Raw genomic sequence first — 21,747 nt, 5'->3', positions numbered from 1 at the left:
ATTCTTGCTAAAAATTTTATAGACCTTCAAAACTGTTATTCATTGGTATCTCTTCAATATATGCTCTCTTTTTCTTCATCCTCCTATTGGCGATGAAAATACTAAACATACTTACGATAAATAAACCTAGGAAAATAATCCATGCCACTTTGTAGCTTTGTGTAACATCATAAATAAATCCAGAGACAATCACACCAAATGAACTTGTAGCAACGAAGAATATTTGAATAAACCCAAAAATAGCACCAAAATCTTTTTGTCCAAACAGATCATCTGTCATGAATGGTGGGCCAATTGTAGCGATCACAATACTGAAACCGTAGGCAATGGCGAACACGAACGCCAAGATTTTGGCTTCTGCCATCAGTAAAGATACCATTGCAATTGTCATACAACTTCCGACAAACAAGATTCCGCCTGTTGTTCTAAACTTATCGAAAATCGCGCCTAGTATCAACTTTCCAACAGTATTTGATAATGATAATAGTCCGAAAATGGTACCTGCAAATAGCGCGGGGTGTCCAATATCCATTAAATAAGCTGGAATATGCATTTGTACTCCACCTGCAACAAGTGCAAAGCAAACAACACCGAAAATAAATAACCAAAATACGCCCGATTTCTTGGCATCTGCCAATGTTACACCGGATTGATCTTTACTTTCCTGCTTAATTTCTACTTGATCTTTACCAAGTGCAATCATACCTTTTTCAGCAGGGCTTTTCTTTGTAAAGAATAAAATGAGAGGTAGCGATATTGCGATAATAAGCACACCGGCAATCACATACGTTGTTCTCCAGCCATAATTGGCAATCAACGTTGTTAAAATGGGACTAAGTGCAGCCGTTCCGACGCCTGAACCCGCAAATGCCAATCCCATTGCCAGTCCTTTTTTTTCATAAAACCAATTCGTAAGCATAATAGAAATAGGAATATTAGAAAAACCTGCAACGCTTATCCCGATAAAAAATGCAACGATAGCAAAATATACTGCTGATTGTGCGAGCGAGTATAGCATAAAACCGCAACCTGCAAGAATGACACAAGCCGCCATAATGAGCTTCATATTTCTTTTTGCAAGTAGCTTTCCCATAAAGGGGGAGGCAATCGCGACACCTAAACCACCAACTGAAAGTACAAATGAAAAGGTAGTTCTAGTCATGCCTAATTCCTCTGTTACAGGTACAAGAAATAAACTGTGTAGAGAATTGACAATGGAAAATGCAGAAAACATAATCAAGAAGCTTGTTATAACAATGTACCATCCATAAAATATCCCTTTATTTGCTTGAGGCATATTATTCCCCATTTCATTTTTACTTTATCGGACATCATGTTTTTCTGCTACTTGTTAGCCAATTTGAATATAACATGTTTTTTCACGTGTATAATCGAGGACCGTATCTGCGCCAAAGCCACTCCCTTTTCGTCCACCAAATGGTAATTCAGTTCCTACAATGCGATACGTATTTACCCAGACGTTTCCTGATTCAATTGCGTGAATCATACGATGTGCTCGGTTTAAATCGGAGGTCCAAACGCCAGCACCTAATCCATATGCAGTATCATTTGCTATGGCAAGTGCATCCTCTTCCGTATCAAATGGAATTATTACAGCAACTGGACCAAAAATTTCTTCTTGGCATATTTGCAAATGATTATTGTCTACCAATATTAAAGTCGGTTCGATCCAGTAACCATCTGCTAATTCTTCTTGTTCGGGTAACAAGTTTGCTCCACCATATTGACCACCAATAATAATTTCGCTTCCTTCTTGTTTCCCTAACTCGATATACGAGCTTACTTTTTTAAATTGCATTTCATTGGCTACAGGTCCCATAGACGTTTGCATATCGAATGTGTTACCTAAATGAATATGTTGAGAAATTTCTTTTTTCATAAGGGAAATCATGTTAGAAAGGATGGATCGTTGAATTAGAATTCTTGAGCCACCTACACAAAGCTGTCCTGCATTGCCAGTAAAAATCCCATTTAGCGTTACTCCACTTGCTGCTTTAGCTAAATCCGCATCTTCAAAAACAATATTGGGTGATTTACCGCCAAGCTCAAGTACCATGGATTTAGGGCTTTGTGCGGTTGATTGAGCAATTGCTTTGGCTGTGTTTCCAGAACCAGTTAAGCTCACTTTGTTAACATGTGGATGACGAACAAGTGCATCGCCCACTTCAGCTCCTGTACCTGAGATAACATTTATTACGCCTGGTGGTAAGACACTTTGTATAATTTCCCCATAGCGAAGAGGCGCAACAGTGGCAAACTCTGATGGTTTAATGATGACCGTATTGCCACCTGCAAGTGCATATGCTGCTTTAACGGTGAATGTCCATAATGCTGAATTCCAAGGAATTATTCCTACCACTACCCCATATGGTTCTCGGATTGTAAACCCTACGGTGTTGGGTCCTAGTTGAACGGTTTCCCCTTTACTGCCAACATTTGTGGCTACTGCAGCTGCATCATACCAAATATTTGTTAATGTTGGAATCAGACCATACTTTGTTTCACGAATAACCCAACCATTATCTTTTGTTTCTAATTCAGCTAATTCGTCTCCAAATTGTGATATCAAATCCCCAATACGTCGTAAATAACTAGCTCGTTCACTAGCAGAAAGAGTGGCCCATTTTGGAAGTGCGTTTTGAGCTGCAGTCACTGTTGCTTCAACATCTTCGACTGTACTACATGGAATTGTCGCCCAAGCCTTACCAGTAGCAGGATTATAGCTCTCTATTTTTTTACCTAAAGAAGACGGCATTAACTGACCATTAATAACATTTTTATAGTCTTTCAAATCACTAATTGTTTTCACTGACTTTCCCACCCTTTCGTAATATGAGGTTGCTTGCCTTCTTACATAGCCACACAGAAATTGAAAGACATTCTACTACACTACCATCCTAATGCAATTGCTGTTTGCTCATAATATTGCTGGGTGCTCCCTAAATAATTTTCATAAAAACGAGCTCTTTTCACATACAGATGACAATCAAGTTCCTCTGTAAAGCCAATACCACCATGAATTTGAATACTATCGGATGCTACTTTGATAAAGGCATCGGTTGCAAATAATCTAGCACTCAAAATGGCTTCTACTTGATCGTCTGGCTTGCTTGTTATCGCCCAGTTCGCATAGTAAGCTAATGAACGAGCTGTTTCCAAATCCATTTTCATGTCTACTAATCGATGCTTAATTGCTTGAAACCTACCAATTGGTTGATTAAACTGCTCGCGAATATTAGCATATTCAACTGCAGTCTCTACAATCTTGTCCATACTTCCCACAATCGTCGCGCAAAGTGCTGCGTTAAATGATAATAGACCCTCCAGTAGAACGTCCCATCCATGATCAATTGGGCCAAGAATTTGATGCCTCGATACTTGTACTTCATCAAATATCACTTTTGTAAGTAAACGTGTTTGATCAAAGTTTTTTTGTTGTTTTAATTGCAGAGTCACTTTGTCCTTATCAATGATGACTAATGAAATCCCTTGATTATTTTCTCCGTCTGAGGTACGAACTAGGGTAAGTATACTATCTGCTAGCTCGGCTTCGGGCACTAATGTTTTTACGCCATTTAAAGTTAGAACGTCGCCTTGTAATGTAGCATTGAGTCTAACGTGAGCTGGTTTATAGTTCCCATCTGGCTCTAACCATGCAACTGTAAATGTATGTTCACCATTTGCAATAGCCGGTAAATAATTAGCTTTCTGTTCGTCTGTTCCATACTTCTCTAGCAAAGGGACTGCTAAAGCATTTGTTTCTAAATATAAACCGGGGAGTAAAGCACGACCTGTTTCTTCTAATATGGGTACTAAATCTAGCTGACCTAGCCCCATCCCACCATATTCTTCTGACACATTGACACCCATACAGCCAAGCTCTGCCAAACCAGAATGTAGTGTTTTCAATGAGCTTATATTACCTTCTATAATTTCACGGGCTATTTTTGTTTGTCCCATATCATCTAAATATTTACGTACATAGCTTCGAAACATTTCTTGTTCTTGATTTAAAGAAAAATCCATTTTAAACACCCCTCCTAGTTATCGACCCATATCCTTTGGTAATCCAAGTATTCTTTCTGCAATAGTATTCTTTTGGATCTCACTTGTGCCCCCTCCAATGGTCTGTCCAAAAGAATACAAATAATTGTCTTGCCAATAGGATCGATCCATCATGGCGTCTTCTTTCCACAACACACCACGATGACCTTGCATTGAGATAGCCTGAGCAAAAAGCTCTTTTGTTAATTCACTAACTAGGAGCTTATCCATCGAACTTTCTGCGCCAGGGTGGCCATTTTTCAATTGCTTCGTTAAATTTCGATAATAGTTTAATAGTGATCCACGTGAACGGGTATATAAATCCACCATTGTTTTACGAACAAATGGATTTTTGATAATCGGTTCATTATCATCAATCAATTCCTTCGCTAAAGTAACGAGATCATTGAACTGTTGCTCTAACGTAAATACTTGGCCACCAATGCCCGTTCTTTCATGCATAAGAAGTGCAATGATAACTTTCCAACCTTCATCTACTTCTCCGATAATTTCCGTATCATAAGCAATAGCATCATTTAAATACACTTCATTAAAATCTTTTTGACCATCCATCGAAACAATTGGTCTAGTTTCTACTCCTGGCTGATGCATGTCGAGTAGGAATACCGTAATTCCTTTATGTTTTTTCTCTAATCGGCTCGTTCTTGTAATCAAAAAGCAACGATCAGCTACATGACCAAAACTTGTCCAAACTTTCTGACCATTAATAATCCAACGATCTCCATTTTTCACCGCTGTCGTTTGGATAGCTGCTACATCTGAACCTGCATTTGGCTCAGAATAGCCTTGGCACCAGACTTCTTCACCGGTAATAATCTTTTGGATATATTTTTCCTTTTGCTCTTCAGTACCAATTTGCATTAATGTTGGAGCTACCATATGAAGACCCACATAATTAATCAATGCTGGAGCTTTTATGCGTACCATTTCTTGTTGATAGACAATTTCCTCCATTAGCGTGGCGTTGCGGCCTCCGTATTGTTGCGGCCATGCAATTGCTGCCCAACCACCTTCATATAATTTCCTTTGCCAGTCTCGTAAAAATAGCTCATACTCCTTCGATTCTTTATCTAGCTGGACCTTCCCCTGTAACCATCCAGCTGGTAAGTTCGTTTCTAGCCATGCTCTTAACTCTTGGCGAAATTGTTCTTCCTTTTCCGTAAATGAAAAATCCATCTCATCATTCCTTTCAATTAAAAGCAATACTATGCCAGTATCCATTGTGGAAGTGCGCGATCTTCCGTAATAGCCTGCCAAATCATTTTGACTGGCATACCAATCTTAATATCCTCAGGTGAACACTCTAGCAAATTACCAATTATCTTTACTTCTTGTAAATGGTCTAACTTAATAACGACGATAATCGTTGGTAGCTCATCCTGAAACCCTGGTAAGAACGGACGATACGATACAACATAAGAATAGATCGTTCCCATAATTGTAGTACCTTGATTTTCCCAGCTTAGTTCAGTTGAACCGCATTTTGCGCAGGCTGGGCCAGGTGGATGATTATACGCATGACATATTTCACATTTTTGGAGCATGAGTTCATGCCGATCAGCCGCATCCCAATAGGGTTCATTATCCTGTGTTTTCACGGGTATTGGTTTTTGATAAGTCATGAGTTTCCCTCCTAGTTTCTTAAAATCATTGCACCTGCGATGTCAGGACCAGCCCACCCAGTACAAATACCTATTTCACAATTTTCTACTTGTCGACCAGTTCCTTTATAGTCATGACGAACTTGACGGACAATTTCAAGGACATTGTTCATGCCATGTGTATATCCTTCTGATAGCATCCCACCAGCTGTATTTGTAGGTAGCTTACCACCCATTTTTAGATGGCCGTTTGCAACAAAATCACCGACTTCTCCACGTTTGGCAAAGCCGTAAGCCTCTAATTGACGCAATACTACCCAACTAAAGCAGTCGTAAATCGATGCGACCTGGATATCCTGTGCTGTTACTCCTGCTTTTTTATAAAGGGAAGGTGCAACGTAATCTGATGCCACTTCATCTAAATTCGTCCAATAATGTGCGTGTGATACGGCTTGTCTTGCTTCGATGCCCATAATATAGACAGGCTTTGATTTGCAATCCTTCGCTTTTTCAGCAGATGTAACAATAATCGCATTGGCTTCGTCTGATTCTAAGCAAAAATCATGTCGATTGAATGGATAGCTTAAAGGTGGTGTCTTTAAATACTCTTCCATCGTTAATGGTTTACCGTAAAAAAATGCTTTTGGATTACGCTGAGCATGCTCGTAAAAGCTGACACACACATGGCCTAAATGTTCTTGAGTAATTCCTGTTTGGTGCATGTGACGTGTTGCAAATAAGCCGAACCATTGACCAGGACCACCAGCTCCATAGGGAATAAAAAAACTTCCGCCGTCCATTGCTGCTTGAAGCATATTGACATCCCAGCCACCACCCCCCATACGAACACCAGAGCGGCCATTCATCGAACGGTAAATAAGAACTGTACTGACTTGACCTGTCTCAATTAACCCAATTGCATCGGCAATTAACATTTCTGTACTGCTTCCGCCTCCCATAATGTCTTTTACATATTTTGGTCTTACACCTAGATAGGTTGCTACTTGATGAGCTGTGCAAGAATCATTTTCAGAGTAGCTCATGAAGCCATCAATTTCTTTTGCTTCTAATCCCGCATCCCTTAAAGCAGCACGGGCAGCATCTAATGCTAAATGTAAAGGTGTGGTTCCTGAACTTTTAGAACGTTCACTTTCTCCTACGCCCACAATGGCATAGCGATCTTTAATAGTAGTCATATGGCCATCCCCCTTTTTGTTACATCATTTGTAAAGTCGCTGTTCCAACCCCCACAACTTTTCCTGGAGCTTTCTCGGCATATAGTTCTAAATTAACAAATTGTCTTGCTTTCTCTTCATAGACTTTTTTTACGATAGCTGAACAGGATATTTCATCACCAGGTCTTGTCATTGAACCGAAGCGCATTTTAAAATTAGTCGGAGTTGCAGATGTACCAGCTAGTTCCATTACGTATTGTCCAAGAAAACCCATAACAAGCATCCCATGGGCTATTACACCAGGCATCCCAATACTTTGAGCGAAAGCATCATCCGTATGTAAAGGATTGAAATCACCTGAGGCCCCTGCATATTTGACAAGCTGTACCTTTGTTACTGGTGGCTTTACTAATGGTGCAAGTCTTTGTCCTTCTCGTAAATTTTTAAATTGAAGCAAGATTCTTCCTCCCTTTGTCATGTATTGGCGGTTGAACGAAGTTATCACAATCTTAGTTCAACCAAATATTTATGCTTTATTACTTGCTAATGTGCTATAAATAATATTTGTACGACTAATAACAACTAGCTCGCCCTCATCATCTTTCATTTCTGTATCCATTACTAAAAACTGCATGGGACCATTTTTACCTTCCCTTTCATAAACATCTGTCACCTTCATTTGACAATGCAAGCGATCTCCAGGGCGAATAGGTCGACGATAAATAAACTCTTGCTCACCATGTAGCATACGACTATAATCCAAGGGCAGCTCAATTCCTTGACCACTATCAGCTCCTATTGCTACTGGAAAGCTTGGCGGTGCAATAATCCCCCCATAAATCGTTGTTTTTGCGTAAGCCTCATCGACATAAAGTGGATTCGGATCTCCAATTGCCTCTGCAAATTGACGAATATGTCTTTTTTCCACCTCAAAAACGAACTGTGGTCCAGTTAAACCAACTAAGCTTTGATCTAGCTCCATGTACTCACCCCCTTACTACTAACTTTTCTTTCAGATTTTTACTCACTACAATCATTGCGTCAGCTGCTTTGATGCCATCCTCATAAACGATTAACGGATTAATATCTAATTCTTCAATCATCGTTTCATTTTCAGTAACTAGCTTCGATACTTTCAATATCACGCTAATAATGGCTTCGATATCTGCATGTACTTTCCCACGCGCCCCCTTTAAAAGGGCCTTCCCTTTCACTTCTTCAATCATTTCTTCAGCATCGGCTCTCGTTAGCGGCGCCACTCTAAAAGAAATATCTTTAAATACTTCAACAAATATACCGCCTAACCCAAACATGATAACTGGTCCGAAATTTGGATCCTTAGTAGCTCCAATAATGACCTCAGTACCTTCAGGCAGCATCTCTTGAACTGATATGCCGTTGATTTGTGCATCTTTTTTAAACTTCAAAGCATTTTCATAAATTTCAGTAAACGCTTTCATTACTTCGCTTGCATTTTGAACATTAAGCCGAATTGCATCTGCCTCTGTTTTATGAGGAATATCAGCTGAATCAATCTTTAAAACGACTGGATAACCAATAGAATTTGCTAAATGAACAGCTTCCTCTACAGTAGTGGCAATGCCTCGTTTCGTTGTTGGAATATCATAAAGATCTAGTATGTCTGCTGCTTGTGATTCACTTAATATCGAGTATGATTCACGTGCTATGGCTATAGTTTTCTTAGGAGATTTGTCTTCTTGATGAATTGTTTGTTGATGTTTTCTTAATCTCTCACTATATTCCACTAGCTTTGCTAAGCCTTTAATTGGATTTAAATCACCAGGAATAACCGGAATACCATTTTTCTCAAGCTCGTCTTTTCCTTTTGGGACAGACATGCCTTCTAAAGGGAATGTTGTTATAAAGACAAATTTATCCGAATTCTTACAGATATCTATAAATTCTTGAAGATAAGGATGATCAGCATCCCAGCCTAATGGAAATTCCGTTAAGATAATATTATGAACATCAGGATCGGCCACAAGTGCTCGAAGAGGAGCAATAAATAATTCAGGATTGGTTACTGATGCTGCTGCTGTTAAGTCAATTGGATTAAGAGCACTACCAAATGAAGGAATATGCTTTTTAATTTCTTTCTTCGTCTTTTCACATAGAGGAATAATCGATAATCCAAACCCCTCACAGCGATCAGCCTCATTAATTCCTCGGCCACCAGAGCTTGTAATTAATACGGTATTTTTCCCCTTTGGCAATTTATTGGATAAAAATAATTTTGAGAAGGTAATAATATCTTCATAATCATCGACTCTAACGATACCACTTTGCCTGAAAAACGCTTCATAGATGAGATCTGATCCAGCAAGTGAGCCTGTATGTGAAGCGGCTGCTCTACTTCCAGCAGTACTTCTCCCTGTTTTCATCAAGACGATGGGCTTTTGCCGATCTAACGCTTCATGTGCTAAATGTCGAAGTTTTTTACTATCTTTTGCACCTTCAAGATAACCAGTAATGATTTTCGTTTTTGGATCATGAATCATATATTCCACAACATCGGCAAATTCAGTTTCCATTTCATTACCGACACTCACAAAGTAATTAAAGCTTAATCCTTTTTGGGCAGCGGCCATATACGTTAAAACGCCAAATGCGCCACTCTGTGAAACATATCCAACTGCTTTTTCTTCATGTAGGGGCACTGCCAGGATAGCAGGTGAAAATGTGCCAATCATGCCATTCGTTGTATTGACTAATCCCACACAGTTAGGACCAATGATTCGAATACCATTTGCTAATGCTATGTTTGCTAACTCCTGCTGTAATTTAACACCTTCTTCGCCAATTTCAGAGAACCCAGAAGCAAAAATAATCGCTGCTTTGACATTTTTGCTTGCACATTCTTTAAGACTCTCCTGAATTTGATCAGCCCCTACACAAAAGATAGCTAAATCTACTTCACCAGGGATAGCTGTGATCGAAGGATAGCAGGTAATTCCCTCTATCTCACTAGCTTTAGGATTAATCGGATAAATGACGCCAACAAACCCTCCATCTAATAGTGCTTTCAATTGAATGTATCCAATCTTATGTGGATTGGTAGAGGCACCAAGTACTGCAATAGACTTTGGGTTAAACAAAGGTTCTAGTGATTCATAAGCTTTCAATTCTTTCGTCATTATTTCACCTCGGTTTCGAATAATAGAAAAACAATTGATGATGGTGAACATTGTATCTGACGAAGTTGAAAATCGAGGAAAAAAAGTACATGTAAAATGATTTAATTATTAGGAAGTAAAAAAAAGAAAAATAGGGAGAAACACAAGCATAGCAAGAGCTAAAACGTTCACAATTTATTTTTTGTACATCCTAACCACGACAATTACACTCGATAGCCACGACATATGGGAAGGATCATAGCCAGGGATATAGAAGATAAAAAACAAAAAACCACCTAATATACCGTTTTTTACGATATATTAGGTGGTTTTATAGTGTTAAGTAAACCTTTGGATCCAATTCTTTATTTTACGTTGAATTTTGATCGATGGTGTTTTAATCCCTCGTTCAATATGACTTATATAGGAAGTTGAAATCTCAATTTCCTCCGAAACTTGTAGCAGGGATAAATTCCATTGCTTACGTATTGCTCTAAGTTGAAGCCCCAATGCTGCTCCCTTTGCATTAGAAGATGTGTTGTCTTGGAAATCAATTGATTTTTGTGCCGTATTTTTCGTGTTTTCAATAGAACGATACTGTTCTTTTATGATGTCAGGTGGTTCAACTATAATGGTAGAATCCAACCAAATATGAACCCAGCCTTTATGATTAACGATCTTTTCCTCCCATTTATGATAATGCCATGCAGATAGCACGCCATCCTCAAGCAACTGATCCAATGCGTTCTCTAAACGGTCTCTCGTCCGAGATGGTGTACGTTCATTTACTTTTTCTCCGATAGCGTCTAATAATGTTCGAATCTTATTAGGCTGCAAGAAGTTTCCCTTTCTTGCTTGAGTTCTCCATCTCCAACTAAAATATCTCGCTAATCGTTTCTCCCACTTTTGACTATATGGGTTGTAATATAGGGTTTGGATTGGCAAAAGAGCAATTTGCCTGCCTGACCCATAAAGATACTTTGAAAAAACTTTATCGACTGTAAAAGTAAATGTTTTTTGTTGATTAATATAAGCTATATCATATTCTTTGCGATGATGATCAACGAAAAGAAAAGTTCTACCCTGAAGCTGTGTTTGGACAGCTTTACCCTTTTCATATACAGTGGCTTTGTTCAATTCTAACCATAGACTTTGAATCTTTGTAAGCGATTGCAAAACTTTGTCCTTTTGAGTTTGCTCATAACCGCCTCTTCTCCCTTCGCCTCCTAGCTTCGGCTTTAGGCCTCGTATTTTTAATAAATCATGAAAAGGAACTTCGATTATATCTTCCGTATACCGTGCTTTTGAGAGAAAAATACTACATAAAGCATCGAACATATCGACGTCTAAATCTGTTAAGCTTTGTGCTTGTTCTTGCGCTTTTTCTATCATTGCTTGTGAAGCGATGGTCCTTTCTTTAGCTTGAAAAGGAATCAATTGAATAGTTCCTTCTACATTTCCTTTGTATAAGGATGTTGTAGGCCAAAGTGTTTCGTACATGCTTTGGAAACTTTTTTTATAAAGGGCTTCTCTAACATACTGATAAGGAGCGTTATTCATTACATGCAAATAATGCTCTACCCCTAATGCTAAAATAAGATTTTGATTGTGAGGAAGTATTTTCTGATTCAATGGTTCTGATATTCGGAGCAATGATTCTATCTCTTCTAAGGATAAATGGACTAACTTCATGGAAGCTAAAATTTTATTGAACCATTCGGTCGTATAGTTATTCACAATGTCCGTATATTTTGAAATAAATCGGTCGTTTGAAGAAAGATTCTTTGTTATTTGTTGATAAAATAAATCATTTAATTCATGGGTACTTAATTGATTCATCCCTTCAAAGCCAATCGAACATTCGATTTCCTCTAATACCCAATCTGTTAAATACATTTGAAACCAGGAGCAAAACTCGTCCCATGCAGTATCTTCACCAAGAAACGTATTCGCTTTAATGATTTGTTCCATTCGGAGCACATATTTCTCAAAATGAAGCGCGTTGACATGTTTCGATTTTCGTTTATTAGTTGCTTTTACCTGTTCCTCATATTGTTGAAATAAATACATAATTATTTTTGTAGCAATCCAAGTTATCACACGATTTCTAGAGGAAATTCTTAAATTCATGAATAAATCTTCACTCTCTTTATAAGTACGATCCCATATGACGAAGGAGCTGGAAGTAACATGATGATGCAAGGGTAATGTACCTGAAAGAGGTATGTTCGGTTTTTTATTATGAGAAGAAGTTACTTGTTCATAAATACAAAGAACATAATAATTATCAATTTTATCGACAAAATGATTAGTCATGCGGTTACTACTAAAATCGTTTCGTAACATTTCCAATTGGTCAAAGGCAACATTCTCGTAATCATTATTCTTAACCATGAATACCTCCTAGCAAAAAATAAAAATATAATGATGTGTACTATATAATGATAAGTGTAATTCTAGCACCAATTAACAGAATATTCTATATTTAATTGATGGTGTTTTCATATCAATAGATAAAAACACCGTTTGACAGATACAAACGGTGTAAAAACTAAATCAATTTATAATAAATAACCGTTGTCTCTAATTCACCCTTTGAAGAAATAGTATAGGCGGGTATTTTACCAACTTCCTGATAGTCTAAGGATTTGTACAATTGATTAGAAGGATCGCCTTCCCTTGTATCTAATACTATTAAAGACCTGTTTTCTTGCTTTGCTCTTTCTTCTGCTATTTGCATCAGAGCGCGCCCAATGCCGTGACGTCTAAAGTCTGGGTGCGTCATTAATTTGCAAATTTCAGCTCGATGACGTCCATTCGGCTTTGTCATTAAATGCAATTGAATACTGCCTGCCACTGTTTGATTGATTTTGGCAATAAAAAAAATGACGTCTGGTGCTAAGACTGTTTGCCAATATGTTAGTGCTTGTTCTTGCGCTAGAGGAGGTAAAAATCCTAGTGATGCACCTTCGTCAACGACCGTTTTCAAAAGCTCGGATAGCCCGTCTAGTTCTTCATTAAGTTGTTTTGTATCTTTTATATTTTTTAGCTCCATTTTTTCTCCCCCACTTTCTATTACTTTGGAATACTATCACTTTTTTAAAAATTAGTATGATCATAACAAAAGATCAAGATCTGATAAAGACCTTGATCGAAGGAAATGGATGTTTAAAGTGATTGTTGATATAAAATGGTTTGTGCGATGCCGATAAAATATTCAGATTCTACAATAATATGATTTAATACAACTTTGGCTGTTGGATTGGTGCTGATCGGTTTACTGTCTTGCATAAGCGTACGACAAAATTGAATAAATTGTTCACTCTGTTGGAGACAAAAAGAAGTAAGCTGCAAAATATCTTGAAAAAGTGCTTGGGAAACTTGTCCTTGTGAGCGATTGACAGTTTCTATATATCTAACAACTTGCTGATGTGTCTGAGCAAAGGCTTTTTCCCATTCCTTCAATCTCTCGACGTATTGCTGCTCCAAATCTTTGACAAGCTCCCTAATCACTACCGTATGTTACTCTTCTTGATGTTTCCAAAATTCAGCTTCATCAAGAACACGTAACGGCATTTGATTGCCATAATAAAACTGCATGCTTCTCCCCCATTCCAATCATCTCTTATATGTATATACAAGAGCTGTAAAAATAGAACGTTAGAATGTTCGAATATGAATCTTCATTTCCTAAACCAAGCAGCTTCTAACAGCTCAATCCCCCGTTCAATTGCTGCTTCCTCTAGATTGGCAAATCCAAGCAGCACCTTTGCAGACTTTATCTCAGAAGGGCTCGCATAAAAAATAGAGGTAGGATAAACCTTTACTTCTTTTAACCTCGCAGTTTCAATCAGTTCCTCTTCCGACATCTTATTATTTGGTTCAAGTAGAATATGTAAGCCACTGCTAGCCCCATACAATTTTACTTTGTCTCCAAATATTTGATGAATGGCCTTTATTAATACCTCATATCTTCGCTTATAGCCATTCCTTGATTTGTTGAGGTGCCTTTCCCAATGGCCACTTTCTATAAATAATTGTAAAGTATGCTGATGGTGTCTTGATACAGTTTGAACATAATAGCTGTTCCGTTTAAAAAGATCGATTAATTTTCTCGGTAGAACCATGTAGCTTAGCTTAATGGACGGAATTAATGACTTTGAGAAGGTGCCCATATAAATAACCTGTTCATTTGAATCTAAACCTTGTAGAGCTGGTATTGGTTTACCCGAATATCGAAACTCCCCATCATAATCATCCTCGATGATATACGCATCTTCTGACTTAGCCCATTCTAATAACTCTAGTCTTCTTGTGATTGGCATAACCGTACCAATTGGGAATTGATGAGATGGCGTGACATAAACAGCTTTAATATTACTGTTTCTTAAATGGTCAATCTGAATCCCTTGATCATCAAGAGGTATGGGCTTCATCTTTATACCATGATCCTTCAAAAGATAACGCACCCGGTAATAACCTGGATCCTCCATGGCAAAAAGCTCGTTCCGTCCAATTAAGTTACATACGATTCCCATAAGATGTTGTAGTCCTGCACCAATAACAATTTGGTCTGCTGAGCATTGAACTCCTCTAGCTTCGTAAAGATAGCTTGCTATATGTTTCCTTAATTCGAGCTCTCCTTGTGGATCTCCATATAAAAAAAGATGGGCATTATCTTCATTAAGACTTTGCATAGTAAACTTTCGCCAAATTTTATAGGGAAAGTCTTTTAAATTGATATCCCCATAATTAAAATCATACTTTATGGTCATTAGTTCTTGTTCTGGCTGAGACACTAATGGAGGTGATTCAAAAAGACTAGGGCCCATTTGAAAATAGCCCTTTTCAAGTGCAGCAACATATAGCCCCTCCCGTTCTTTACTCCAAACATAACCCTCTGCAAGGAGCTGTTGGTAAGCTGCGTCCACTGTATTTCGACTAATATGTAAATGCTTAGCTAAACTGCGCTGTGATGGCAATTTTGTATTTGCAACAATGTTTCCATGTTGAATTTCAGCTTTTAAATAATTGTACAATTGAAGATAAAGTGGTTCCTGATTATTCAAGTTTGGCGTTATTTCGAGCATCGTTCCTTGGCTCCTTTGGAAATAGCATTGTTGGCACTTTTAAGGGGTACCAGTGATTGTTTATAATAAAATCTACATTGTTGAGGAGAAAATGTAAAGACGCCTACCTGTAATAGTTTGTTTATTCGAAATACTCGCAATGAATTTGAAGAACTAAGGAGAGATTGACATGTATATTCCTAAGTATTACAAAATAACTGATTTAGAAGAAATCACAGAATTTATTCGAGAGAATTCCTTTGCAACACTTGTTTCAACCATAAAAGGTAAGCCAATAGCAGTTCATATCCCGGTACTACTGAATAAAATCGAGGACGATTATTATCTAACAGGTCACTTAGCCTATGGAAATCCTATATGGAAGACCTTTGAGGAAGTAAATGATATTCTTGTCATATTTAATGGACCTCATGCTTACATATCATCCTCTTGGTATGAGAAAGAAAACGTACCAACATGGAATTATCAAGCTGTCCATATTTACGGGAAAGCCAGTCTAATAGATGGCAAGGAGTTAGAACAAGACTTAACGAGTCTACTTGAAAAATATGAAAGTTTCCGTGAAAATCCTGTATTATGGGATAAACTATCTCCAGAGCTTTTACAGCAAGAAATCAAAGGAATTAAAGGATTTAAAATCAAGGTAGAAGAGGTGCAAGCTGCCTATAAATTAAGTCAAAATCGTAATGCTTCTGACTATGCTAATATTATTAACGAGCTCTATAAAGAAGAAGATCCACATGCGGCTGCTGTGGCAGAGGCTATGAAGAAAAATAGAACTGAATAAAAAAGATGGCAGAAATGTTGTGATATCAACGTTTCTGCCATTAAACATTTAGGCAAGTGTTTTGGTCATGATAAGATCAATTTGTTCTTCATCACCCATATAGAATGAATGGGCTCCAGTTTGGACAAAGCCTATTTTTTGATAAAAACCAATGGCATGATCATTCTTCTCCCAAACACCTAGCCAAATACTTTTTTTGTCTTGCGCCATAGCTACTTCCAATGCTTTGTTGAACAAATGTTTGCCAAACCCTTTTCCTTGAAATTTGTCGCGAATGTAGATTCTTTCAATTTCAAGTGACTCATCCCCCATTTCTTCAGATTGGGCTTCATCAATATTTACCTTTAAATAGCCAGCAATTTCTTCATTGTCCAAAATAAAATAGAATTGTGAAGCAGCATTTTCTAATTCTTGTGCCAGCTGTTTTTCATTAAAGGCTTTTTCAAGATATGCTTTCATATTTTCAGGTGAATTTTGCTCTTTAAATGTATCATGGAATGTTTCAATACTAACTTCTTGTAGCTTTTTTAAATCTTCACGGTTACACTTTTTTATTTTAATTGTCATTTCTTGCCCTCCTACTAAGCTCTTTCTAGATTTTATATTGCAAATGCAATAAAAAGAGTATATAGTCAATGTAACGCAATTTTGTTGTATTTGCAACAAAAATAATGGAAAGGGGGCTGCAATTTGAGATATGCTTTTTATGTAGTAGGCCTTTTAATTTTAACGCTTGGTATTTCTTTCACTATACAATCCAATCTCGGCACCTCTCCTTTTGATGCTCTTTTAGTAGGCTTGTCTAGAAATGTGGGCTTGACAGTAGGTAGCTGGGAAATCATTCTGGCCATCCTATTAATCGGTAGTAATGCCCTAATAGCCAAACAAAAGCCCGAAATAGTAGGCTTGATTACAGCATTTATTACTGGTATAGGGATAGATATGTGGTTATTTCTATTACGCGATTTCGTAACACCAGACTTTTGGTATAGCCAAGCCATTTGTTTTGGCATAGGATTGATAGTGACTGGGTTAGGAACCGCAACCTATTTACATACAAATTTTGCACCTATTCCTGTAGATCGACTAACTATATTAATAAAAGAAATGACGAAAAAATCGATATTTTTCTCAAGAACAATTATTTATGTCTTATTTTTAGTACTTGCCATGATTTTTAAAGGGCCAATTGGAGTCGGTACGTTATTAACAGTTTGTTTAGGAGGCTTTATCCTGCATTTCTTTATGCCGATAATCGGGAGAATATTAGATAACAAAATGAACATAAGCCAAAAGGAAGAGCTTAATCGTTAGACAATAACAAAAACCAGCTACTCAATTGAGATGAGTGCTGGTTTTATCTTAAATTATTTCAAGTTTCACTCCATATTGATTGAATATAGCATGGTATTGTTGTTCGAAAATGGACCACCTCTGTTCAGCTCCATGCTTTTTACGTAATGCATTAAAGTAATGTTTCGCTGCAGTTACATCATTGGCCTGTAATAGCAAATGAAAGCTCTCTTCACCTAAATGTAAAAATGGGCCTGACGTATAATAATCAACAATGGATCTGGCACTGGTCATCGTTTCAAAGAAATGAAGGACATCTTCTAAACAAGGAAGTAGCATTTTTCTTACGTTATCTATATTAGTAGTAGCTGTGATAGAAAATCGATCTGGAGCAGTGTCAGCTATTTCTCTCATCCTTGCCCTGAAGTGACATTCTACTTCTTTCGGTGATGTCAGAATTTCTTTCGATTGAATTTGTGCCAACTCAGCTGCGTAAATCCCGCAATTCACATAAAATAGAACCTGATTAGCTGTATTCCCAGCAGATTTTTGGAAATTGATTAGGTAGATGAGGTTGTCCGTTTTCTTATAGAAATTCAGACCTTTCTTGTTGAAGCCGAATGTGGCTAAGAACGGCTTTATGTCCTGTTTTATCAACTCATTAAAGATGTGCTGCAACATGTTCCCTCCTTTGTTAATTCTTCATATTCATTTTTTAAAATAGACATAATATGTAAAGATTCAAAGCCATGTTCTGTTTTGAGACAATCTCTTAATGTTCCCTCTACTACAAAGCCCTGTTTTTGGTAAAGCTTAAAAGCTCGCACATTATTTACTTTCACATCTAGCCATAGACGATGAGCTTGAAATTTCGTAAATACCCAATCTTTAATAAGGTTAAAGGATTCCTTACCATACCCTTTTCCTTTTTCGTTGATCGTAATTCTTACAAGCTCAATGCTTAAATCGGGATTTTCTAATCCAGCAATAATAAGATAGCCTACAGGTTGACTTCTTTTTCGATCTTCCACAATTAAATGTAGAACATCTGTATTTGCCAATGCTTTTTCATGCTTTTCCTTTGACCACGGAATAATATATTTCGAATTTTCTTCCATTGCTTCTAGGCTACAAACAAAATCTACATCTTGCTTATTTGTTTTTCTAAGAGTGACACTATCAGATTTTAAAAACATCGAAAACCCTCCAGTATTCTTTTGCATTTTTTTCTGGTAAATTTACGACCAGTGCGTTTTTTCGTTTAGGTTATTATATGTAAATTAACACTAATAACCCTATATAGACAAATATTTCATATATTTTTAGTAAAATTGCCCATGTTTATTGCAGAAGTTTTACAGAGTTAAAAATAAGGTTTCAATTTTGGTGTTTAGGGGTAATCGGTAATATTATTGAAAAATAATTCTTGTCTCATTCATGCTATCCTTACATTATTCAAAGGCGAAAGCTTTTTGAAAGGGGTAAGGTTTAATTGAAGAAAAAATGGTTACTACCGATTTTTGCATCGTTTATGTTCTTTACAGGTGTAGGTATTCATGATGCAAAAGCGGCGACAATAGCAGATATAACGAATACAGCAAAAGCATATTTAGGTGTTCCTTATCAGTATGGAGGAACAAATATACAAACAGGTGTGGATTGTTCAGCTTATACACAAATTGTTTTTTCTAAGCTAGGCATTTCACTTGAACGTACATCAAAAGCCCAATATCAGCAGGGTACTGCAATCTCTAAAGACAATTTAAAGACTGGTGATCTCGTATTTTTTAATACATCGGGAAGCGGAATTTCCCATGTTGGCATATACATAGGTGACAACAGCTTTATTTCGGCAACGACAAGCTCTGGCGTTAAAATCGATAAAATTAACGACCCTTATTACTGGGGATCTCGTTATGTAGGAGCAAAACGCGTGGCAACCTTTACTGACAATGATTTTGGTGAAGTAAAAGAAGCAGAAATCGACTTTAGCATTTATGCATCGCGCGGTGAAGTTGCTCTTCGACTAGCGAATAAATTACAGTTAAATACTAGTAACACTAATTCAAGTTTCCCAGATATCAAACCATCGTCCAAATATGCAGGTGCTGCAGAAGCGCTGAAAAAAATCGGTGTTTTCACAGGTGATGAAAATGGGAAATTCAATCCTGGGTCACCTATGACTCGTGGTCAATTATCGAAAGTTTTAGTGGAAGCCTTTAATTTAAAACAACAAGGAACTGCAGAACAATTTGCGGATGTTCCTAACGCTCACTGGGCTAACACATATGTAGCCATTCTCGCCTCCAATAAAATTACGGTTGGTAAAGGGGACGGAACATTTGGCGTAAACGACAATGTCACATTGGCACAATTAGATGCCTTCATCCAACGATTAACTCAATAACCTCAAAAAATGGCGTTTCATCTTAAGATGAGACGCTTTTTTTACATACTCTCCTCTATTAAAAAAGCCAGCTTGCCTTGTACTGACTTTAAAATCCCCTACCGTTTTGTAGATAGATAGGTAATAAAATTATATCAGCATACATCATCAGCGTGACATTCATATTGATGATCCCAAAGCCAACAGTTGATAAAACTACGCTCACAACATCTAACTTTGTTTTAGCAGTTTCAAAGACATTAATTAAATATTTCATTGCTAATAGAATGATTGAATTGTTCAATAAGAAAAACGGGCATTGCTTTATTCAAGCAATACCCGTTTTCTATTTACTCCGCTAACTGTTTTTCATCAACTTCCCCACCAGTATAAGCTTCATGACTTGGTTTAACTCGCTTAATAAAGAAAGCGAGAATGAGTGCGATGGTCGCAATCAATGTTGATAGGAAGAACGTAAAATTAATACCATGGAGCATAGCCTCATTTAAGATTTGTTGTTTTAATTCGCTGGTAGACTGTGTCGTTGCTTGAGCGGCATTGGCACTCATATTGTTCATTGCGCTCGCAGCTAACTCCTCTGCCTTAGCTGTTGTTTTATTGTTCATTATGGTAATCAATACGGCAGAACCAATCGCACCTGAAACTTGCTGTAATGTATTGTTCATCGCTGTTCCGTGTGGATTATTATAGGCTGGTAACTGATTTAATCCATTTGTCATTACTGGCATCATAACCATGGACATGCCAAACATTCGTAAAGTATAGAGTATTACTAGTGTTGAATAAGCCGTATCCATGCTAATTTTGCTGAAGTAATACGTTGTCACAATGGTAATAATTAAGCCAAAGACAGCCAAGCTTCTAGCACCGTATTTATCAAAGAGCTTTCCAGTAATTGGTGACATAATCCCCATCACAATCGCACCAGGTAGCATAAGTAGACCAGAATCCATTGGTGAAATACCACGAATCGTTTGGATGTAAATTGGCATTAAAATCATGGCTGAAAACATGGCCACTGAAATAACGATGGAAATGGCTGACGATAAAGCGAACATTGGATATTTGAAAATACGAAACTCAAGCATTGGCTCATCCATTTGTAGCTGACGAAGGGTGAAGGTAATTAAAGCAAGCGTTCCAATTATAATCGTGCCATATACAAGGACATGATCCCATCCTTTTTCCCCAGCGGAACTAAAGCCATATAGCAAGCCACCAAATCCTATACTTGATAAAATAAGTGAAATAATATCAAGCTTAATCGCACGTTGTGGTGTAACATCCTTTAACTTAAAGGCTGCAAAAATTAAGGTTAAAATAGCAATTGGTAACACAATATCAAATAACATTCTCCAGCTATAATGTTCAATGATCCAACCAGAAAGAGTAGGTCCAATTGCTGGAGCAGTAATCATTACGAGACCAAACATCCCCATTGCGGCCCCACGTTTTTCCACTGGAAATGCAGTTAGCATCACATTCATTAATAATGGCATCATAATCGCTGAGCCTGCAGCTTGAATCATTCGTGCCGCTAATAACACACCAAATGCTGGGGCAATACTAGCTAAAAATGTACCTAACGTAAACAAGGCCATCGCTGTCATAAATAATTTTTTATCGGTAAAGCGTTGAATAAAGAAGGCACTCGCTGGGATTAAAATACCGTTTATCAACATATATCCTGTTGAAAGCCATTGTACTGCCGTCGCATTGACTTTGAATTCTTCCATAATAGCAGGAAGAGCAATATTTAGTAGTGTTTCATTCAAAATAGCAACAAAGGCCCCAATAAATAAAATGGCAATCATGCCGTATGGCGTTTTCGTCTGAATAGAAATGTTTTTCTCCGACATGTAAGTATCAGTCCTACTTTCTTTTTTAAAATTTCATTCACATCTTTATGAAGCCTTTCATCGCCTCTAAGTTCATTTACACATTCAAATTGCCTTGTAGATCTACTGTGTGGTTTTTCCTCCAATCTGCTCGTTTGCTCCTGCTGTTTTCATCGCAACCACCCCTCAAAAAATTAATAATAAAAGTGTTGACGAAAGAATAGAGTGTATTGTATAATTAGAATAGGGATAATGCGGTGTATAATAATTATACAATGTCTATCCATATAAATTTACCATAATACTTACCATATTTCAATGTGTTTTACATATTTT

19 protein-coding genes and 2 pseudogenes are annotated in these 21,747 nt (G+C 37.4%); 3 read left to right on the top strand and 18 right to left on the bottom strand.

The window, feature by feature from the left end:
• Positions 1-16: 16 nt before the first annotated feature.
• The 13 genes and pseudogenes from MKY49_RS11245 to pdxR all read right to left on the bottom strand — a co-directional run bounded on the left by MKY49_RS11245 (position 17) and on the right by pdxR (position 15,086).
• Positions 17-1,297, bottom strand: a complete 1,281-nt coding sequence (locus tag MKY49_RS11245; protein ID WP_341386247.1) for an MFS transporter — start codon at positions 1,295-1,297, stop codon at positions 17-19.
• A gap of 54 nt (positions 1,298-1,351) precedes the next feature.
• On the bottom strand, positions 1,352-2,830 hold the full coding sequence (locus MKY49_RS11240; protein WP_341386246.1) for an aldehyde dehydrogenase family protein: 1,479 nt from the start codon (positions 2,828-2,830) through the stop codon (positions 1,352-1,354).
• Positions 2,831-2,910: 80 nt separating this feature from the next.
• The gene (locus MKY49_RS11235; RefSeq protein ID WP_312507620.1) at positions 2,911-4,047 is read right to left on the bottom strand and encodes an acyl-CoA dehydrogenase family protein; all 1,137 of its coding nucleotides are present in this window, start codon (positions 4,045-4,047) and stop codon (positions 2,911-2,913) included.
• Positions 4,048-4,065: 18 nt separating this feature from the next.
• Entirely contained in the window at positions 4,066-5,262 is a 1,197-nt protein-coding gene (locus tag MKY49_RS11230; protein WP_312507619.1) for an acyl-CoA dehydrogenase family protein, read from the bottom strand.
• Between the two features lie 29 nt (positions 5,263-5,291).
• Complete coding sequence (locus MKY49_RS11225; RefSeq protein WP_341386245.1) at positions 5,292-5,708, bottom strand: Zn-ribbon domain-containing OB-fold protein; 417 nt, start codon at positions 5,706-5,708, stop codon at positions 5,292-5,294.
• An 11-nt stretch (positions 5,709-5,719) separates the two neighbouring features.
• Positions 5,720-6,883, bottom strand: coding sequence for a thiolase C-terminal domain-containing protein (locus MKY49_RS11220; protein WP_341386244.1), 1,164 nt, complete (start codon positions 6,881-6,883; stop codon positions 5,720-5,722).
• A gap of 19 nt (positions 6,884-6,902) precedes the next feature.
• Positions 6,903-7,319: a MaoC/PaaZ C-terminal domain-containing protein gene (locus tag MKY49_RS11215; protein ID WP_341386243.1), complete on the bottom strand. Its 417-nt coding sequence runs from the start codon at positions 7,317-7,319 to the stop codon at positions 6,903-6,905.
• A gap of 69 nt (positions 7,320-7,388) precedes the next feature.
• Positions 7,389-7,844 (bottom strand): MaoC family dehydratase N-terminal domain-containing protein, encoded by a 456-nt coding sequence (locus tag MKY49_RS11210; RefSeq protein WP_341386242.1) that lies wholly within the window; start codon positions 7,842-7,844, stop codon positions 7,389-7,391.
• A gap of 4 nt (positions 7,845-7,848) precedes the next feature.
• The gene (locus MKY49_RS11205; RefSeq protein ID WP_341386241.1) at positions 7,849-10,017 is read right to left on the bottom strand and encodes an acetate--CoA ligase family protein; all 2,169 of its coding nucleotides are present in this window, start codon (positions 10,015-10,017) and stop codon (positions 7,849-7,851) included.
• Between the two features lie 318 nt (positions 10,018-10,335).
• Positions 10,336-12,390 carry a helix-turn-helix domain-containing protein gene (locus MKY49_RS11200; protein WP_341386240.1) on the bottom strand — a complete coding sequence of 685 codons (2,055 nt, stop codon included), beginning with the start codon at positions 12,388-12,390 and terminating at the stop codon, positions 10,336-10,338.
• A 157-nt stretch (positions 12,391-12,547) separates the two neighbouring features.
• Positions 12,548-13,051, bottom strand: coding sequence for a GNAT family N-acetyltransferase (locus MKY49_RS11195; protein ID WP_341386239.1), 504 nt, complete (start codon positions 13,049-13,051; stop codon positions 12,548-12,550).
• A gap of 113 nt (positions 13,052-13,164) precedes the next feature.
• Positions 13,165-13,596: pseudogene (locus MKY49_RS11190) on the bottom strand (DUF2935 domain-containing protein).
• Positions 13,597-13,679: 83 nt separating this feature from the next.
• On the bottom strand, positions 13,680-15,086 hold the full coding sequence (gene pdxR, locus MKY49_RS11185) for a MocR-like pyridoxine biosynthesis transcription factor PdxR (RefSeq protein WP_341386237.1): 1,407 nt from the start codon (positions 15,084-15,086) through the stop codon (positions 13,680-13,682).
• Positions 15,087-15,255: 169 nt separating this feature from the next.
• Between pdxR and MKY49_RS11180 the strand changes: the two genes are divergently transcribed.
• Positions 15,256-15,873 (top strand): FMN-binding negative transcriptional regulator, encoded by a 618-nt coding sequence (locus MKY49_RS11180; protein ID WP_341386236.1) that lies wholly within the window; start codon positions 15,256-15,258, stop codon positions 15,871-15,873.
• A 48-nt stretch (positions 15,874-15,921) separates the two neighbouring features.
• Here MKY49_RS11180 and MKY49_RS11175 read toward each other — a convergent pair whose 3' ends face one another.
• Positions 15,922-16,440: a GNAT family N-acetyltransferase gene (locus MKY49_RS11175; RefSeq protein ID WP_312507608.1), complete on the bottom strand. Its 519-nt coding sequence runs from the start codon at positions 16,438-16,440 to the stop codon at positions 15,922-15,924.
• Positions 16,441-16,563: 123 nt separating this feature from the next.
• Here MKY49_RS11175 and MKY49_RS11170 point away from each other — a divergent pair, with 123 nt between their 5' ends.
• On the top strand, positions 16,564-17,187 hold the full coding sequence (locus tag MKY49_RS11170; RefSeq protein WP_322610839.1) for a YczE/YyaS/YitT family protein: 624 nt from the start codon (positions 16,564-16,566) through the stop codon (positions 17,185-17,187).
• 48 nt (positions 17,188-17,235) lie between these two features.
• On the opposite strand, the gene MKY49_RS11165 is transcribed toward MKY49_RS11170, so the two are convergent.
• Positions 17,236-17,847 carry a DUF4304 domain-containing protein gene (locus MKY49_RS11165; RefSeq protein ID WP_274797228.1) on the bottom strand — a complete coding sequence of 204 codons (612 nt, stop codon included), beginning with the start codon at positions 17,845-17,847 and terminating at the stop codon, positions 17,236-17,238.
• The gene (locus MKY49_RS11160) at positions 17,820-18,362 is read right to left on the bottom strand and encodes a GNAT family N-acetyltransferase (RefSeq protein WP_341386235.1); all 543 of its coding nucleotides are present in this window, start codon (positions 18,360-18,362) and stop codon (positions 17,820-17,822) included. The genes MKY49_RS11165 and MKY49_RS11160 overlap by 28 nt, the downstream gene beginning before the upstream one ends.
• A gap of 296 nt (positions 18,363-18,658) precedes the next feature.
• Between MKY49_RS11160 and MKY49_RS11155 the strand changes: the two genes are divergently transcribed.
• Positions 18,659-19,573, top strand: a complete 915-nt coding sequence (locus MKY49_RS11155) for a C40 family peptidase (protein ID WP_322610842.1) — start codon at positions 18,659-18,661, stop codon at positions 19,571-19,573.
• 91 nt (positions 19,574-19,664) lie between these two features.
• On the opposite strand, the pseudogene MKY49_RS11150 reads toward MKY49_RS11155, so the two are convergent.
• Positions 19,665-19,868 (bottom strand): annotated as a pseudogene (locus MKY49_RS11150) (hypothetical protein); the annotation flags it as partial.
• Between the two features lie 34 nt (positions 19,869-19,902).
• Positions 19,903-21,432, bottom strand: a complete 1,530-nt coding sequence (locus MKY49_RS11145) for a DHA2 family efflux MFS transporter permease subunit (protein ID WP_341386234.1) — start codon at positions 21,430-21,432, stop codon at positions 19,903-19,905.
• Positions 21,433-21,747 lie beyond the last annotated feature (315 nt).

This window comes from Lysinibacillus sp. FSL M8-0134, assembly GCF_038069745.1.
GTDB classification, from domain to species: Bacteria; Bacillota; Bacilli; order Bacillales_A; family Planococcaceae; genus Lysinibacillus; species Lysinibacillus irui.
Note: the sequence above shows the minus strand (reverse complement) of the source record. Positions and strands in the feature narration are given on the sequence as shown.

Excerpts from the sequence above, each read along its gene's own strand:
- MKY49_RS11210 (WP_341386242.1), bottom strand. The coding sequence starts at position 7,844 with ATGGAGCTAGATCAAAGCTTAGTTGGTTTAACTGGACCACAGTTCGTT.
- pdxR (WP_341386237.1), bottom strand. The coding sequence starts at position 15,086 with ATGCTCGAAATAACGCCAAACTTGAATAATCAGGAACCACTTTATCTT.
- MKY49_RS11180 (WP_341386236.1), top strand. The coding sequence starts at position 15,256 with ATGTATATTCCTAAGTATTACAAAATAACTGATTTAGAAGAAATCACA.
- MKY49_RS11200 (WP_341386240.1), bottom strand. The coding sequence starts at position 12,390 with ATGGTTAAGAATAATGATTACGAGAATGTTGCCTTTGACCAATTGGAA.
- MKY49_RS11160 (WP_341386235.1), bottom strand. The coding sequence starts at position 18,362 with ATGTTTTTAAAATCTGATAGTGTCACTCTTAGAAAAACAAATAAGCAA.
- MKY49_RS11220 (WP_341386244.1), bottom strand. The coding sequence starts at position 6,883 with ATGACTACTATTAAAGATCGCTATGCCATTGTGGGCGTAGGAGAAAGT.
- MKY49_RS11175 (WP_312507608.1), bottom strand. The coding sequence starts at position 16,440 with ATGACAATTAAAATAAAAAAGTGTAACCGTGAAGATTTAAAAAAGCTA.
- MKY49_RS11205 (WP_341386241.1), bottom strand. The coding sequence starts at position 10,017 with ATGACGAAAGAATTGAAAGCTTATGAATCACTAGAACCTTTGTTTAAC.
- MKY49_RS11235 (WP_312507620.1), bottom strand. The coding sequence starts at position 4,047 with ATGGATTTTTCTTTAAATCAAGAACAAGAAATGTTTCGAAGCTATGTA.
- MKY49_RS11230 (WP_312507619.1), bottom strand. The coding sequence starts at position 5,262 with ATGGATTTTTCATTTACGGAAAAGGAAGAACAATTTCGCCAAGAGTTA.
- MKY49_RS11245 (WP_341386247.1), bottom strand. The coding sequence starts at position 1,297 with ATGCCTCAAGCAAATAAAGGGATATTTTATGGATGGTACATTGTTATA.
- MKY49_RS11195 (WP_341386239.1), bottom strand. The coding sequence starts at position 13,051 with ATGGAGCTAAAAAATATAAAAGATACAAAACAACTTAATGAAGAACTA.
- MKY49_RS11145 (WP_341386234.1), bottom strand. The coding sequence starts at position 21,432 with ATGTCGGAGAAAAACATTTCTATTCAGACGAAAACGCCATACGGCATG.
- MKY49_RS11165 (WP_274797228.1), bottom strand. The coding sequence starts at position 17,847 with ATGTTGCAGCACATCTTTAATGAGTTGATAAAACAGGACATAAAGCCG.
- MKY49_RS11225 (WP_341386245.1), bottom strand. The coding sequence starts at position 5,708 with ATGACTTATCAAAAACCAATACCCGTGAAAACACAGGATAATGAACCC.